Origin of the sequence: Pantoea sp. 1.19 (assembly GCF_001922585.1) — a bacterium.
Lineage (GTDB): Bacteria > Pseudomonadota > Gammaproteobacteria > Enterobacterales > Enterobacteriaceae > 1-19.
Genome location: NZ_MRBS01000003.1, coordinates 341,487 through 356,401 on the forward strand (window position 1 = coordinate 341,487; position 14,915 = coordinate 356,401).

The window sequence follows — 14,915 nt, forward strand, 5'->3', positions numbered from 1 at the left end:
TGTGCGGTCCGCCGGAGATCAGCGGGCTTTCACGTACAGGTCGCGGGTAAAATAGAGCCCCATCGGCGATGACCAGAAACCGCCAATGTCGCTGCGCACCAGCTGGTTGCGCATTGAATAGACGATCGGTATGACCGGCATATCGTTGCCGATGATATCGCTGGCTTTCTGATACCACGCCTGCGCCCCGGCCGGCGTGGCTGCTTTACCCGCCTCGGCGACCGCCTCGTCAAATGCCTGACTGCGGTAGCGGGACAGATTCTGTGAGTCACCGGTGCGAAAGGTATTTAAGAACGAGGAGGGTTCGTCATAGTCCGCACCCCAGGTATAGCGCACCACGTCAAATTGCCCGCTGTGCATCACATCAACCATGGTTTTCCACTCCTGGTTTTGCAGTTTAACCTGCGCACCCAGCGTCTTCTTCCACATCGAGGCCACGGCAATCGCGATACGCTGGTTGTCACCGGCAATGTTATAGAGCAGCGTAAAGCGCAGTGGGTGAGCGGCAGTGAAACCCGCCTCGGCCAGCAGGGCTTTCGCGCGCGCCGTGCGCGCGTCCTGCGACTCGGCCGCCCACGCCGGTGGACGAAGGTGGATCTCCCCCATGGTCAGCGGCAAGACCGCATCCGCCGGCAGCTGCCCTTTCGCCGTCACTTTTTGCGCGATGATGTTTTTGTCGATGGCAAGATTCAGCGCCTGGCGCACCCGCACGTCGTTAAACGGCGCCTTTTCGGTATTAAACTGGTAGTAGAACACTGCCTGAACGGGCGAATTGACCACCTCGTCCGGATGCTGCTGCTGCATCTGCGCATATTGCTCGGCCGGGATCACCGAGGTAATGCCAATTTCTCCGCTGCGAAAGCGGTTCACCTCGGCTGCCGCGTCGGCGATAGGCAGGAAAGAGACGCGCTCGATGACCGTTTTGTCGTTGTTCCAGTAGCGCGGATTCCGCGTTAGGACGATTTTCTCGTTCACCACCCAGTCGTCCAGGCTGTATGCGCCGCTGCTGACCATTTTGCCGGGGCGGGTCCAGCTGTCGCCATACTGCCGGACATGCTTTTCACTCACCGGAAACAGCGAAGTATGAGCTACAAACTGCAGGAAATAGCCCACCGGCTGGCTAAGGGTCACCTGCACTGTACTATCGTCCAGCGCGGTTACGCCCAGTTTCTCCACGGGCAGCTGACCGTCGATCACGGCCTGCGCATGCTCAAGATGGGCATAATTAACGAACGACGCATAGGGCGAACCGGTTTTAGGATCGGCCAGCCGCCGCCAGCTGAACACCACGTCGTGCGCGGTGAGCGGTGTACCGTCAGACCACTGCAGATTGGGACGCAAATGGAACGTCCAGACGCGATTGTCGCGATTGTCCCATGACGCCGCCAGTCCCGGCTGCGGTTTACCCGCACGATCGAGCTGCACCAGACCATCAAACAGATCAACAATGATATTGGACGCGTCGTTGGTTTCCACCTTCTGTGGGTCCAGCGTCGACGGCTCTGCACCATTACCGCGCACGATCTCCTGCTGGGCAGCCAGCCGGGTGCCAGGCGGGACCTCGGCGGCAAACAGCGTGGGGGAGAGAGACAATAACAGCGTGGCGAGCGCCATCCGCGGAGACGTTAATTTCGAGTCCATCACCATCCTTTCATGCTCCTGTCAGTAAACGCGTTAGCGCGAAGCCCTTACATTAGCAAAATTCATACCGGATGATGTGCGTTGGCTCGCAACCCGTCAACGGCGCGGCGGACGTCCCCTGCGGCTGCGTAAGGCCGCTCACCTCGCCGCGCCAGCCCTTTCGCTGCAGCGCGGAGCGAAACGCCCCCCTCCGGACGCAGTACAAGCGTCACCCTGCTGTCTGCCGGACCGGGCCCTCGGCAGCCGGTTATGCTACCTTAGCGGCAATGCGGCCACGGGGCTGGCGATCCATGACAATGGATTCGGGAAGTTCAGCGCTGATTGGATTTAAGTTATTACAACACCCGGTTTAACCCCTGCGGTTACCCTGATTAATGGCGAACTTCCTCGATGTTTGTATAATAGGTACCTGACAAACTAATATCCAAACAACTTAATAACAATTATCAATATAATTCCAAAAAAAATTACCTTTCCTTATCACTTTACCGGTAAGGGCCGCCTGCGCGTTTTTTCTGCCGGCGCAGTCGATTAATTTTTACACGTCACGCTGTCCTCACCAGGGAATATGCCGACGTGTCCATGAGAATCAACACATGTATACGAAACACTTCGCGCTGGCGCTGGCGCTGCTATGCCTGACGGGCTGCTCCGTGGGCGAGTATCGCTATAGCCAGCAAGCCATGCACCGCGTGGATATGAATTTCACCGGTATTCCCACCCTGTTAGGGATAGGCACTCTCGGCAGCAGTATTCCTGTTACGCCGGAATACAGCCTGACCGCCGCCCACGTGGCTAAATATTCCCTGCAGCGGGTTAAAGCCTGGCACCCTGATTGCGATCTGGCGATTATCTGGCACAAAAATGATGCCCGCACGCTGGCAACATTCCGCAATGGCAGCATCGGCGATCCCATTACAATGTACGGCTACAGTTTTATTAGCGCAATGCCGGTTGAATCTCGCGGCGTAAACCTGGCCAAAACCCGGATTAATAATCGTTGGAATTCACGCGACTGCCTCGCCTTTGCCACCAACGCCGGCGCGGTGCAGGGCATGTCCGGCGGAGCGGTGTATAACGCCGATGAGACCATCGGCGGAGTGATCGTTGGGTTTAGCGATGAGATTAAAAACTCGCGCAGCGGCAAGGTGATACTGAAGGATGTCTCCCTGTATATCCCCTACGCCAGCTTTGAGGCGTGGCTAAGGCAGGCCACCTCCTGACCGCGGCATCAGTCGAAAGGGCGGCGATCCCCGGCCCCTTCGCGGACGACAACCGGGCTCTCTTCGGTTAGATCGATAACCGTTGTCGGCTGCTGGCCCAGCGTACCACCGTGGATAATCAAATCCACCTGGCGCCCCAGCGTTTCCTGGATGGCCTCCGGGTCGGATTCGGTGAAGTCGTTACCCGGCAGCATGAGCGAAGTGGACATCAGCGGCGCATTGATCTCGGCCAGCAGCGCCAGCGCAATCGGATTCGACGGCACGCGCAGCCCGATGGTTTTTCGTTTGTCATTCATCAGGCGGCGCGGGACTTCTTTGGTGGCCTTCAGAATAAAAGTGTAGCTGCCCGGCGTGTTGTTTTTAATCAGGCGAAACGCGCGGTTATCAACGTGCGAGTAGGTTGACAGCTCGGAGAGATCGCGACACATCAGGGTAAAATGGTGCGTGTCGTCCAGCTGGCGGATACGGCAAATGCGTGCGAGGGCATTTTTGTCCTCCAGCTGACAGCCCAGCGCATAGCCGGAATCGGTTGGGTAGACAATCACCGCCCCTTTTGTGAGCAGCTCGGCGGCCTGCTTAATCAGGCGCGGCTGCGGATTATCGGGATGGATATAAAAAAACTGGCTCATAAATCACCTCGTTGGCCGTGCGCGTCCGGCGCGGCGCACTGCAGTGCCGGGTAGCGAGACCAGATGGCCTCAACGCCCTTGGGCAGCCACAGCTTGCGTCCCAACTCGATCCACGGACACGGCATATGAAAGTCGGACCCCTGCGATGCGGCCAGGTCAAAAGTGTGCGCCAGCGCCGCCAGCTGAGTGCGTTCGTTAGGCGGCTGCTGACACTGGGCCACCTCCAGCGCCTCACCGCCGGCGTCGCTAAAGCAGGTCAGCAAACGCTTCAGCCATTTTCCGGAAAGCCCATAGCGACCCGGGTGCGCGAGCACCGCGCGCCCACCGGAATGATGAATCGCATCAATAGCTTGTTCTATTGTACACCACTGCGGCGGCGCGTAGCCGGTTTTCCCGCGCGCCAAATACTGCTTAAACACCTGCGCCATCGTCTCCGCTTTGCCTTCGGCAATCAGCCAGCGGGCAAAATGTCCGCGGGTGATGGCGCCGTCCCCCGCCAGCGCCTGCGCGCCGGCCAGCGCGCCCGGCAAACGGGCCTTCTCCAGCCGCCCGGCGATCGCAACGGCCCGCGCCTGACGCCGCTGCCGCTGTTCAGCCAGCAGCGCACTCATCGCCGGATGCTGCGGATCAAAGCCCAGCCCGACAATATGAATTTCGTGATGTTCCCACAGGGTTGAAATCTCCACGCCGGTCATAAGCTGCAGCGGCAACTGCGCGCGTTGAATCGCCGCGCGCGCCGGCGCAATGCCCGCCACGCTGTCATGATCGGTAATCGCCAGCACGCCAACCCGCATCGCTACCGCGCGCGTCACCAGTTCGGCCGGAGTGAGCAGGCCATCTGAGGCGGTAGTGTGACTGTGCAGGTCGTACAGAGAGAAGGCGCTGGTTGGCAGGGTGTCGGGCACAAAGACTCCGGCTGATCAGTAGAAATAAAGGCCTATGATAACGAGAATTGGCCACCGACGAAAAAGAGTGTTGACTTTTTTTTCGTGAACCAGTTAACTAGTACACAAGTTCACTCACGAGGTATTTGCATCATGACGATGATTTCTCAGCATAATACAGGTTGGCGCGCTTCTCCCTGACGGGCGAAGTGGTGGTGCACATCCAGTCGTGCAGATACCCTGGCCCGCCTCTCGCGGGCTTTTTTTTGACGAAATTTTGAGAAGAACATCATGCTTAACGCCAAACCTACACTGAAAGTGATTACCGGCTCGGCGCCGTATCGCGAAGATCCTGCGGCCGTCTTCCACCAGCTGTGCGGCGCCCGGCCTGCAACGCTGCTGCTGGAATCGGCGGATATCGACAGCAAGCGCAATCTGCAAAGTTTGCTGATTGTTGACAGTGCGCTACGCATTACCGCTATGGGTGACACCGTCACCATTCAATCCCTGTCGGAAAACGGCCGCGCCCTGCTACCGCTGCTCGACGCGGCGCTGCCGGCGACGGTGAGTAATCGCCCGCGTCCGGACGGCCGGGAACTGCTCTTCCCCGCGCCGGCCGGGGAACAGGATGAAGACAGTCGCCTGTGCGCGCTGTCGGTATTTGATGCTTTGCGCCTGATCCCGCAGCTGGTCAACAGTCCGGCGGAAGAGCGGGAGGCGATGCTGCTGGGCGGGCTGTTTGCCTACGACCTGGTGGCGGGATTCGAATCGCTGCCGCCCCTGCGTGAGGACCAGGCCTGTCCCGATTACTGCTTTTACCTGGCGGAAACGCTGCTGGTCATCGATCACCAGCAGCGCAGCGCCCGCCTGCAGGCCAGCCTGTTCACGCCCTCCACGCAGGAGTTTCAGCGGCTGCAAAGCCGCATTGCCCAGCTGCATGAACAGATGCTCCAGCCGGCGCTGCCGCTGCCGGTGCGCACGGTGCCGGAAATGAGCCTCAGCGCTAACCAGAGCGATGAGGCTTACTGCGAGGTCGTACGTCAGATGCAGAGGGCGATTCGTCAGGGTGATATTTTCCAGGTGGTGCCTTCGCGCCGTTTTTCTTTGCCCTGCCCGTCACCGCTGGCCGCTTACGAACAGCTGAAGCGTAGCAATCCAAGTCCCTACATGTTTTTCATGCAGGATCAGGCCTTTGCGCTGTTTGGCGCCTCCCCGGAAAGCGCGCTGAAATATGACGCCCGCAGCCGCCAGATTGAAATCTACCCAATTGCCGGCACGCGCCCGCGCGGACGCCGCCCGGACGGCACGCTGGATGCCGATCTTGACAGCCGCATCGAGCTCGAAATGCGTACCGACCATAAAGAGCTGGCCGAACACCTGATGTTGGTCGACCTGGCACGCAACGATTTGGCACGCATTTGCGCGCCGGGCAGCCGCTACGTCGCGGACCTGACCAAAGTGGATCGCTACTCCTTTGTGATGCACCTGGTCTCTCGCGTAGTGGGTACCCTGCGCCACGATTTGGACGTGCTGCACGCCTATCGCGCCTGCATGAACATGGGCACCCTCAGCGGCGCGCCAAAAGTGCGCGCGATGCAGCTGATTGCTGCCGCCGAGGGCAGCCGCCGCGGCAGCTACGGCGGCGCCGTCGGCTACTTTACCGCCAGCGGCGATCTTGATACCTGTATCGTTATCCGTTCCGCCTGGGTCGAGGACGGCATCGCCACCGTTCAGGCGGGGGCCGGCGTGGTGCTCGATTCCGATCCGCAGGCGGAAGCGGATGAAAGCCGCAATAAAGCGCGCGCGGTCCTGCGCGCCATCGCCACCGCGCACCACTGCAAGGAGATTTTTTGATGGCCGATATTCTGCTACTTGATAACGTCGACTCCTTTACTTACAACCTGGTCGACCAGCTGCGCGCCTTTGGCCACCGCGTGCTGATCTACCGCAATACCGTGCCGGCCGACCGCCTGATTGCGCAACTGAAAACGCTGGAGAATCCGGTGCTGATGCTCTCACCGGGTCCGGGCGCACCGGCCGATGCCGGCTGCATGCCCGAGCTACTGGCGCGCCTGCGCGGCACGCTGCCCATCATTGGCATTTGCCTCGGACATCAGGCGATCATTGAAGCCTGGGGCGGCCACGTCGGACAGGCTGGCGAGATCCTGCACGGCAAAGCGTCAGCGATTCGCCACGACGGTGAGGCGATGTTCGCCGGCCTGCCAAATCCGCTGCCGGTGGCACGCTACCACTCGCTGGTAGGCAGCCAGATCCCGCCTGAACTGACGGTGAACGCCTCCGTCAACGGCATGGTAATGGCGGTACGCAGCGACGCCGAGCGCGTCTGCGGCCTGCAGTTTCACCCCGAATCGATTTTAACCACCCAGGGTGCCCGTTTACTGGAGCAGACGCTGGCCTGGGCGCTGGCGTCACGGAAAGGAGAAGCCTAATGCACGCCATACTCGAAAAGTTGTATCAGGCAGAGATCCTGACCCGCGCAGAGAGCGAAAGCCTGTTCGCGGCGATTATTACCGGTCAGCTGGAGCCGACCCAGCTGGCGGGCGCGCTGATTGCCATGAAGGTGCGCGGCGAACGGCCGGAAGAGATTGCCGGCGCTGCCAGCGCGCTGCTGGCCGACGCCACCCCTTTTCCACGTCCCGATTACCCGTTTGCCGATATCGTCGGCACCGGCGGGGACGGAAGTAATAGCATCAATATCTCCACCGCCAGCGCTTTTGTTGCCGCCACCTGCGGCCTGAAAGTGGCCAAACACGGCAACCGCAGCGTCTCCAGCAAGTCCGGCTCCTCCGATTTACTGGCCGCTTTTGGCATCCGTCTTGACCTGCCAGCAGCGCAGGCGCGTCAGGCGCTGGACGATCTGAACGTCTGCTTCCTGTTTGCTCCGCAGTATCACAGCGGGTTTCGCCATGCCATGCCGGTCCGCCAGCAGTTGAAAACCCGCACGCTGTTTAACGTACTGGGCCCGCTTATCAATCCGGCACGCCCGCCGCTGGCGGTGATTGGCGTTTACAGTCCGGAGCTGGTGAAACCGGTGGCCGAAACCCTGCGCGTGCTCGGCTATCAGCGCGCCGCGGTGGTGCACGGTGGTGGGATGGATGAAGTGGCGATCCACGCCCCGACGCAGGTGGCTGAGCTGCGCGACGGCGAGGTCACCTGCTATACCCTGACCCCGGAAGACTTTGGCTTCGGGTATCACCCGCAGTCGGCGCTGGCAGGCGGAACGCCGGAAGAAAACCGTGACATTCTGACCCGTTTACTTCAGGGTAATGGCGAGCAGGCGCACGAAGAAGCCGTGGCGGTCAACGTTGCGCTGCTGCTGAAAATTTTTGGTCAGGAAGATTTGCGTGACAACGCGCAGCGGGCCATGGCCGCGATTCGCAGCGGCCAGGCTTTCGAGCGCGTCATTGCGCTGGCAGCAAGAGGGTAATCATGCAGCAGGAAACCGTACTGAACAAGATTGTGCAGGATAAAGTGCTCTGGGTGGAGGCGCGTAAGGCGCAGCAGCCGCTGGCGCGCTTTCAGAACGCACTGACTCCGGCAACGCGTAGCTTTTATCATGCGCTTAGCGGCACCCGCACCGTGTTTATTCTCGAGTGCAAAAAGGCCTCACCTTCAAAGGGCGTCATTCGCGACGCGTTCGATCCCGCCGCGCTGGCCGGCGTTTACCGCCATTATGCGTCGGCTGTCTCCGTGCTGACCGACGAAAAATATTTCCAGGGCAGCTTCGACTACCTGCCACTGGTGAGCGCCGCGGTTAGCCAGCCGGTACTGTGCAAAGATTTTATTATCGATCCCTATCAAATCTATCTGGCCCGCCATTACCAGGCGGATGCGGTGCTGCTGATGCTCTCCGTGCTGGATGATGAACAGTACAGCCAGCTGCGCGAGGTGGCGCACAGCCTGAACATGGGCGTACTGACCGAGGTCAGCAATGAAGACGAGCTGACGCGCGCCATCGCGCTGGACGCCCGGGTGGTGGGTATCAACAACCGCGATCTGCGCGATCTGTCGATTGACCTCAACCGGACCCGCCAGCTGGCTCCGCGCCTTGGTCCGGGCGTCACGGTGATCAGCGAGTCCGGCATTAACGACTACGGCCAGATCCGTGCGCTGAGCAAATTTGCCAACGGCTTTTTGATTGGCTCGGCGCTGATGGCGGAGGCGGATCTCGACGCGGCGGTGCGCCGCGTGCTGCTCGGCGACAACAAAGTTTGCGGCCTGACGCGACCGCAGGACGCCGCGGTCGCTCACGCGGCCGGCGCGCTGTACGGCGGGCTTATCTTTGCGTCCGGTTCGCCGCGCGAGATTGATGCCGCCACCGCGCAGTGCATCATCGCCGCCGCGCCGCTGAAGTATGTCGGCGTTTTTCGCAATAACGATCGCGCCGACGTCGTGGCGAAAGCCCACGCGCTGCAGCTGGCCGCCGTGCAGCTGCACGGCCATGAAGATCAGGCCTTCGTCGATGCACTGCGCGATGCGCTGCCGCCCACCACGCAAATCTGGAAAGCATTCAGCATTGGCGACAGCCTGCCGGCGCGAGACTGGCGCCACGTCGATCGCTATCTGTTTGATCACGGCAGCGGCGGCAGCGGTCAGCGTTTCGACTGGTCGCTGCTGCAGGGACAAACGCTGGACAACGTGATGCTGGCCGGCGGCCTGAGCGCCGACAACTGCGTAGAAGCCGCGCAGCTGGGCTGCGCCGGGCTGGATTTTAACTCCGGTGTGGAAAGCGCCCCCGGCATTAAAGATGCCGATAAAGTCGCCGCCGTGCTGCGCACGCTGCGCGCTTACTGAGCCCCTCAGGCGGCGGAGCCCGCTCCGCCGCCGTCTGACGAGAAGAGATGACGATGACCTTACTCAACCCCTACTTTGGTGAATTTGGCGGCATGTACGTGCCGCAAATCCTGATGCCGGCGCTGCGTCAGCTGGAAGAGGCGTTTGTTAGCGCCCAGCGCGATCCCGACTTCCAGGCGCAGTTTACCGACCTGCTGAAAAACTATGCCGGTCGCCCCACCGCCCTGACCCGCTGTGAAAACCTCACTCGCGGTACGCAGACCCGACTCTATCTGAAGCGGGAAGATCTGCTGCACGGTGGCGCGCACAAAACCAACCAGGTGCTGGGCCAGGCGCTGCTGGCCAAACGCATGGGCAAAACCGAAATCATCGCGGAAACCGGTGCCGGTCAGCACGGCGTCGCCTCCGCGCTGGCCTGTGCGCTGCTGGGGCTAAAGTGCCGCATCTATATGGGCGCGAAAGATATTGAACGCCAGTCACCCAACGTCTTCCGTATGCGACTGATGGGTGCCGAGGTTATCCCGGTTCACAGCGGCTCCGCGACGCTAAAAGATGCCTGCAACGAGGCGCTGCGCGACTGGTCTGGCAGCTACGAGACCGCCCACTACATGCTGGGTACCGCCGCCGGCCCGCATCCGTTCCCCACCATCGTCCGCGAATTTCAGCGGATGATCGGCGAAGAGACGCGCGAACAGATTCTGGCCCGCGAAGGGCGCCTGCCGGACGCGGTCATTGCCTGCGTCGGCGGCGGCTCCAATGCCATCGGCATGTTTGCCGACTTTATCGACGAACCCGCCGTGGGCCTGATCGGCGTCGAACCCGCCGGTCACGGCATTGAGAGCGGCGAGCACGGCGCGCCGCTGAAGCACGGTCGGGTGGGGATCTACTTTGGCATGAAAGCGCCGATGATGCAGACCGCCGATGGCCAAATTGAGGAGTCCTATTCGATTTCCGCCGGGCTGGACTTCCCTTCTGTCGGACCGCAGCACGCGCACCTGAACAGCAGCGGCCGCGCAGAGTATGTCTCGGTTACCGATGATGAAGCGCTGGAGGCATTTCAGACGCTCTGCCGCAGCGAGGGCATCATTCCGGCCCTGGAGTCCTCCCACGCGCTGGCGCACGCGCTGCGCATGATGCGTGAACATCCGGACAAACCGCAGCTGCTGGTGGTGAATCTCTCCGGGCGCGGAGATAAAGACATCTTTACCGTGCACGACATTTTGACCGCCAAAGGGGATATCTGATGGAACGCTACGAAAAATTGTTTGCCGCGCTGCGGGCGAAAAATGAGGGGGCGTTCGTCCCGTTTGTAACCCTGGGCGATCCCAATCCGGCACTGTCACTGCAGATCGTCGATGCGCTGGTGGCCGGCGGAGCCGACGCGCTGGAGCTGGGGATCCCGTTCTCCGATCCGCTGGCCGACGGGCCAACGATCCAGAACGCCACCCTGCGCGCCTTTGCCGCCGGCGTGACGCCGTCACAGTGTTTCGAGATGCTGGCGACAATCCGCCAGCGCTATCCCGATTTGCCCATCGGCCTGCTGATGTATGCCAATCTGGTCTTTTCTAACGGCATCGATGCCTTTTACGCACGCTGCGCCGACGTCGGCGTGGATTCCGTGTTGGTGGCCGACGTGCCCGTTGAGGAGTCAGCGCCGTTTCGTCAGGCGGCAATGCGTCATCAGATCGCCCCTATTTTTATCTGTCCACCCAACGCTGACGACGATCTGCTGCGCCAGATTGCCTCGTACGGTCGCGGCTATACCTACCTGCTATCGCGCGCCGGCGTGACCGGGGCGGAAACCCGTGCGCAGTTACCGCTGGGTCATCTGATTACCAGGCTGGCTGAATACCACGCCGCCCCGCCGCTGCAGGGCTTTGGTATTTCCGACGCCGGTCAGGTGCGTGAGGCGCTCAGGGCCGGTGCCGCCGGGGCCATTTCCGGCTCGGCAATCGTCAAACTGATTGAGCAGCACCAGCAGCAACCGGCAACCCTGCTGCGCGAACTGCAGGCTTTTGCCGCGACGCTGAAGGCCGGTACGCGTGCGGCGTAAACGCGGTTAACACGCTCTTTCGGCGGGTTTTTTTATCCCGCCGGTTTGCTATTCCGCCGCGCCTCGCCCACACTCTTGGTGTGCCGCTTTCTGGCACTGGTTTAATGACAGGGAGATAACCCATGAAGTTGTTCAAACTCGTATCTGGTGTCATCACTGCCGCCGTGGTGGCGTTGACTCTGGCCGCTTGCGCGCCCACGCCAACGCAGGAAGGCACCGGTGGCTATATTGACGACACCGTTGTGACTACTAAAGTCAAAACCAAACTGTTAGGTGACGAAGCATTAAAATCGCGAGAAATTAATGTGGAAACCTTTAAAGGAAAAGTGCAGCTGAGCGGGTTTGTCTCTTCACCGCAAATGGCCAGCCGCGCGGTAGAACTGACCCGTACGGTCCCGGGCGTGAAGTCAGTGATTAACAATATGCAGGTGAAATAAGCTTCATCCGCATTAAAAAAGGCGCCTGCGGCGCCTTTTTTTTGGTGTTGACTCAGAACGTATAACCGACCCCAAAGAAGAAGACCCAGGGATTAATGTCGGTTTTGACCGTGTGTGACTCACCGGCGGCCTTAAACTTGACGTCGGTCGACATATCCATGTACCACACCGAGGCGTTAATCAGCCACTGGGGATCGATCTGGTAGTCCAGCCCGACGACGCCCGCCACGCCCCAGGAGTCCTTCAGGTGCAGGTCACTCAGCCCGGCGTCGCGGCCAGTTTGATTAAAACGCTCCTGAAAAAACGTGGTGTAGTTGACGCCGGCGCCCAGGTAGGGACTGAATTTACCCAGGTCGAAATACCACTCCGCCACCAGCGTCGGCGGCAGATGTTTTACCGTCGCCAGGGTGCCGGTTGGGCCGGTGCCCACCCGGTGGCGAAACGGCGTGGCGCCAAGCAGTTCAATACCGACATTATCCGTGGCCATCCAGGTAAACGTTAGCCCCAGCTGGGTGTTATTGGAGATATTAAATTCACCCAGTCCCAGCACATCCTGTGAACTTTCGGCCGGACGTGCCGTTGCGCTACCGGCACGCACGAAAAAGTCCCCTGCCTGATGCGCTGCTGCCACGCAGGGAGATAACGCTACCGCCAGCATTGCCGCCTGATGCCACTTCATAACCCTCTCCTTTTCCAAGAAAATGTCGGTACCCACACGGTTATTATGTCTTTACTTTTGCTGACACTCTTTTACACCTTTACGCAGGCAAAATCATGCCGTTATGTGGATTTAAAACAGTTAAAAAACAGTGTGTTGATTTGGATCAATTTTATCTTTACCCGCCGCGGGAAAAATCCCGTTGCCGGCGTCTGTAAAGCCGGCTATTTTGCTGTTCTTCCACGGTGATTTTGATTCGAAGCCTCAGGAGGGGTGGGCGATCAGATGAGCAATAACGTTAATCCTTGTGTCTCCTGCGGCGCCTGCTGCGCCGCTTATCGCGTCTCTTTTTACTGGGCGGAAGCCAGCGATGGCGGCGGCGGGGTGCCGGTGACGCTGACCGAACCGCTGGGCTTGATGATGCGCAACATGCGCGGCACCAATGACCGCGCGCCGCGCTGCGTTGCGCTGGCCGGGGAAATTGGGCAGTGCGTGTCCTGTAAAATCTATGCCGATCGCCCCTCACCGTGCCGGGAGTTTTCCCTGTCGGGTGACAACGGCGTGGTTAACGATCGCTGCGATCGCGCCCGCGCCCGTCACGGCCTGCCGCCTCTGGACGCGTGGCGCTTTTCCACACCAGATGAAAGTTATGTAAGTCAGGGTGCCAGTCCGGTGCCAGACCATGTACAATCGGCGGGCCTATAAATCTGCACGCTCAGGGAGTCAGTACATGTCTATCACGGCGAGTTCGCTTTACCGTGACACGGGGAATTTCTTTCGCCATCAGTTTGTTACCATCTTGCTGATGGCGCTGTTAACCGCTTTCATTTCCGTCATTATTGGCCATGCGCTCACGCCCTCCGCCGAGCAGCTCGCGGTACTCGCCATGCCGGGCGATGCCGGATCGGGGCGCACCAGCCTGATAGCCCTTCTGCAAAGCCTGACGCCGGAGCAGCAGCAGGTGCTGCTGAAGGCTTCAGCGGCCGGTACGTTTGCCTCGCTGGTCGGTAATACGCTGCTGCTGGGCGGAATGCTGATGCTGATTCCACAGGTGTCAGCGGGTCAGCGGGTCAGCGCGCTGCGCGCCATTGGCGCCTCGGCGCCGGTGCTGCCCAAAATGCTGCTGCTGGTGTTTCTGATCACGCTGCTGGTGCAGCTGGGTACCATGGTGATGGTGATTCCGGGAATTTTTCTCGCGGTCTTGCTGGCGCTGGCCCCGATGCTGATGCAGGCCGATAACCTCGGCGTGGTCGCCGCCCTGCGCGCCAGTTGGCGTTTGGCGTGGCGCAATCTGCGCCTGGTGGCGCCGGCGGTATTGCTGTGGATCATTGCCAAGCTGGTACTGATCGTGGTGGCCAGCGGCGCGCTGGCGCTCCCGCCCACCGTCGCAGCAGTACTGCTTACGGCGCTCGGCAATCTGATTTCCGCGGTGCTGATCATCTATCTGTCACGCCTGACGATGCTGCTACGCTAAGCGCATTACCCTGTTTTTCCCGGCTGGCTTCAGGCCAGCCCCTGACCGGACAACGCTATGAAGCAACTGCTCGATTTTCTCCCGCTGGTGGTCTTTTTCGTCTTCTACAAGCTTTACGATATTTACGTCGCCTCCGGCGCGCTGGTAGTGGCGACCGGACTGGCGCTGGTGATCAGCTGGTTCCTGTTCCGCAAGCTGGAAAAAATGACCCTGTTTACCTTCGCGCTGGTGGCGGTATTCGGTACGCTCACGCTGGTTTTCCATAATGACGAATTCATTAAATGGAAAGTGACCATTATTTATGCGCTGTTTGCCATCGCCCTGCTGGTCAGCCAGTTCCTGATGGGCAAACCGCTGATTCAGACGATGCTGGGCAAAGAGCTCCAGCTGCCGCCCCACGCGTGGCGGCGCCTGAACCTGGCCTGGGCGCTGTTTTTTCTCGTTTGTGGCCTGGCGAATATCTATGTCGCCTTCTGGCTGCCGCAGGCGACGTGGGTGAACTTTAAGGTGTTTGGCCTCACCGGCCTGACGCTGTTGTTTACTCTGCTTAGCGGCGTCTATATTTATCGCCTGATGCCGCAGGAACAGAAGTAGCGCCACCGCCGCACAGCGGTCGGTTTTCCGGGCCTGACGGCCCACCCAACAAGAAGCATAATGATGAACGACAACATAAAGCAGCCGCAGGGTGACGTTGTGCTGCGCACGCTGGCGATGCCGGCCGATACCAATGCTAATGGCGATATCTTCGGCGGCTGGCTGATGTCCCAGATGGACATCGGCGGCGCGATCCTCGCCAAGGAGCTGGCCGGCGGCCGCGTAGTGACCGTGCGGGTAGACGGTATGACCTTTTTAAAACCGGTCGCGGTCGGCGACGTGGTGTGCTGCTATGCCCGCTGTATTCGCACCGGCAACAGCTCGATGACCATCAAAGTGGAAGTCTGGATTAAGAAAGTGGCGTCGGAGCCAATCGGCCAACGCTACCTGACGACCGAGGCGGAGTTCGTTTACGTCGCCGTGGACGCCGAGGGACGCCCCCGCGCCCTCCCCGCCGGCTGCGGTAACCAGCAGTTCGACTAACCGGCGCAGGCGTGATCGCCACGC

General features: G+C 60.3%; 14 protein-coding genes and 1 pseudogene. 11 read left to right on the top strand and 4 right to left on the bottom strand.

The window, feature by feature from the left end; all coding sequences use genetic code 11:
* Positions 1-18: 18 nt before the first annotated feature.
* Positions 19-1,641, bottom strand: coding sequence for an ABC transporter substrate-binding protein (locus tag BS626_RS08245; protein WP_371328487.1), 1,623 nt, complete (start codon positions 1,639-1,641; stop codon positions 19-21).
* Between the two features lie 596 nt (positions 1,642-2,237).
* Between BS626_RS08245 and BS626_RS08250 the strand changes: the two genes are divergently transcribed.
* Positions 2,238-2,864 carry a trypsin-like peptidase domain-containing protein gene (locus BS626_RS08250; RefSeq protein WP_075181897.1) on the top strand — a complete coding sequence of 209 codons (627 nt, stop codon included), beginning with the start codon at positions 2,238-2,240 and terminating at the stop codon, positions 2,862-2,864.
* 8 nt (positions 2,865-2,872) lie between these two features.
* Here BS626_RS08250 and BS626_RS08255 read toward each other — a convergent pair whose 3' ends face one another.
* Entirely contained in the window at positions 2,873-3,493 is a 621-nt protein-coding gene (locus BS626_RS08255) for an L-threonylcarbamoyladenylate synthase (protein WP_075181898.1), read from the bottom strand.
* Positions 3,490-4,398: a PHP domain-containing protein gene (locus BS626_RS08260; protein ID WP_075181899.1), complete on the bottom strand. Its 909-nt coding sequence runs from the start codon at positions 4,396-4,398 to the stop codon at positions 3,490-3,492. Before BS626_RS08260 ends, BS626_RS08255 begins: the two co-directional genes overlap by 4 nt.
* A 270-nt stretch (positions 4,399-4,668) precedes the next feature.
* On the opposite strand from BS626_RS08260, the gene BS626_RS08265 reads away from it, so the two are divergent.
* The 6 genes and pseudogenes from BS626_RS08265 to BS626_RS08295 all read left to right on the top strand — a co-directional run bounded on the left by BS626_RS08265 (position 4,669) and on the right by BS626_RS08295 (position 11,682).
* Positions 4,669-6,231, top strand: a complete 1,563-nt coding sequence (locus BS626_RS08265) for an anthranilate synthase component 1 (RefSeq protein ID WP_075181900.1) — start codon at positions 4,669-4,671, stop codon at positions 6,229-6,231.
* Positions 6,231-7,825 (top strand): annotated as a pseudogene (gene trpD / locus BS626_RS18800) (bifunctional anthranilate synthase glutamate amidotransferase component TrpG/anthranilate phosphoribosyltransferase TrpD). Before BS626_RS08265 ends, trpD begins: the two are co-directional and overlap by 1 nt.
* Positions 7,826-7,827: 2 nt before the next feature.
* Entirely contained in the window at positions 7,828-9,192 is a 1,365-nt protein-coding gene (gene trpCF / locus BS626_RS08280; protein ID WP_075181903.1) for a bifunctional indole-3-glycerol-phosphate synthase TrpC/phosphoribosylanthranilate isomerase TrpF, read from the top strand.
* 53 nt (positions 9,193-9,245) lie between these two features.
* Positions 9,246-10,436, top strand: a complete 1,191-nt coding sequence (trpB, locus tag BS626_RS08285) for a tryptophan synthase subunit beta (RefSeq protein ID WP_371328488.1) — start codon at positions 9,246-9,248, stop codon at positions 10,434-10,436.
* Entirely contained in the window at positions 10,436-11,245 is an 810-nt protein-coding gene (gene trpA, locus BS626_RS08290; RefSeq protein WP_075181905.1) for a tryptophan synthase subunit alpha, read from the top strand. Before trpB ends, trpA begins: the two co-directional genes overlap by 1 nt.
* Before the next feature lie 122 nt (positions 11,246-11,367).
* Positions 11,368-11,682: a BON domain-containing protein gene (locus BS626_RS08295; RefSeq protein WP_075181906.1), complete on the top strand. Its 315-nt coding sequence runs from the start codon at positions 11,368-11,370 to the stop codon at positions 11,680-11,682.
* Positions 11,683-11,734: 52 nt separating this feature from the next.
* Here BS626_RS08295 and ompW read toward each other — a convergent pair whose 3' ends face one another.
* Positions 11,735-12,361, bottom strand: a complete 627-nt coding sequence (gene ompW / locus BS626_RS08300) for an outer membrane protein OmpW (protein WP_075181907.1) — start codon at positions 12,359-12,361, stop codon at positions 11,735-11,737.
* A 264-nt stretch (positions 12,362-12,625) separates the two neighbouring features.
* Here ompW and BS626_RS08310 point away from each other — a divergent pair, with 264 nt between their 5' ends.
* From BS626_RS08310 to yciA, 4 genes are all read left to right on the top strand, one after another.
* Positions 12,626-13,045: a YkgJ family cysteine cluster protein gene (locus BS626_RS08310; RefSeq protein ID WP_075182098.1), complete on the top strand. Its 420-nt coding sequence runs from the start codon at positions 12,626-12,628 to the stop codon at positions 13,043-13,045.
* Between the two features lie 25 nt (positions 13,046-13,070).
* Entirely contained in the window at positions 13,071-13,814 is a 744-nt protein-coding gene (locus tag BS626_RS08315) for a YciC family protein (protein WP_075181909.1), read from the top strand.
* Between the two features lie 57 nt (positions 13,815-13,871).
* Complete coding sequence (locus BS626_RS08320; RefSeq protein WP_075181910.1) at positions 13,872-14,408, top strand: septation protein A; 537 nt, start codon at positions 13,872-13,874, stop codon at positions 14,406-14,408.
* Positions 14,409-14,471: 63 nt separating this feature from the next.
* A complete protein-coding gene (yciA, locus tag BS626_RS08325) occupies positions 14,472-14,891 on the top strand; it encodes an acyl-CoA thioester hydrolase YciA (RefSeq protein ID WP_075182099.1) in 420 nt (139 codons plus the stop codon).
* The last annotated feature ends 24 nt before the right edge of the window (positions 14,892-14,915 follow it).

What these genes read in the sequence shown, in the direction of transcription:
- trpB (WP_371328488.1), top strand. Translation starts at nt 9,246, where the DNA reads ATGACCTTACTCAACCCCTACTTTGGTGAATTTGGCGGCATGTACGTG.
- BS626_RS08255 (WP_075181898.1), bottom strand. Translation starts at nt 3,493, where the DNA reads ATGAGCCAGTTTTTTTATATCCATCCCGATAATCCGCAGCCGCGCCTG.
- BS626_RS08295 (WP_075181906.1), top strand. Translation starts at nt 11,368, where the DNA reads ATGAAGTTGTTCAAACTCGTATCTGGTGTCATCACTGCCGCCGTGGTG.
- ompW (WP_075181907.1), bottom strand. Translation starts at nt 12,361, where the DNA reads ATGAAGTGGCATCAGGCGGCAATGCTGGCGGTAGCGTTATCTCCCTGC.
- BS626_RS08245 (WP_371328487.1), bottom strand. Translation starts at nt 1,641, where the DNA reads ATGGACTCGAAATTAACGTCTCCGCGGATGGCGCTCGCCACGCTGTTA.
- yciA (WP_075182099.1), top strand. Translation starts at nt 14,472, where the DNA reads ATGAACGACAACATAAAGCAGCCGCAGGGTGACGTTGTGCTGCGCACG.
- BS626_RS08310 (WP_075182098.1), top strand. Translation starts at nt 12,626, where the DNA reads ATGAGCAATAACGTTAATCCTTGTGTCTCCTGCGGCGCCTGCTGCGCC.
- BS626_RS08320 (WP_075181910.1), top strand. Translation starts at nt 13,872, where the DNA reads ATGAAGCAACTGCTCGATTTTCTCCCGCTGGTGGTCTTTTTCGTCTTC.
- trpCF (WP_075181903.1), top strand. Translation starts at nt 7,828, where the DNA reads ATGCAGCAGGAAACCGTACTGAACAAGATTGTGCAGGATAAAGTGCTC.
- BS626_RS08315 (WP_075181909.1), top strand. Translation starts at nt 13,071, where the DNA reads ATGTCTATCACGGCGAGTTCGCTTTACCGTGACACGGGGAATTTCTTT.
- trpA (WP_075181905.1), top strand. Translation starts at nt 10,436, where the DNA reads ATGGAACGCTACGAAAAATTGTTTGCCGCGCTGCGGGCGAAAAATGAG.
- BS626_RS08265 (WP_075181900.1), top strand. Translation starts at nt 4,669, where the DNA reads ATGCTTAACGCCAAACCTACACTGAAAGTGATTACCGGCTCGGCGCCG.
- BS626_RS08250 (WP_075181897.1), top strand. Translation starts at nt 2,238, where the DNA reads ATGTATACGAAACACTTCGCGCTGGCGCTGGCGCTGCTATGCCTGACG.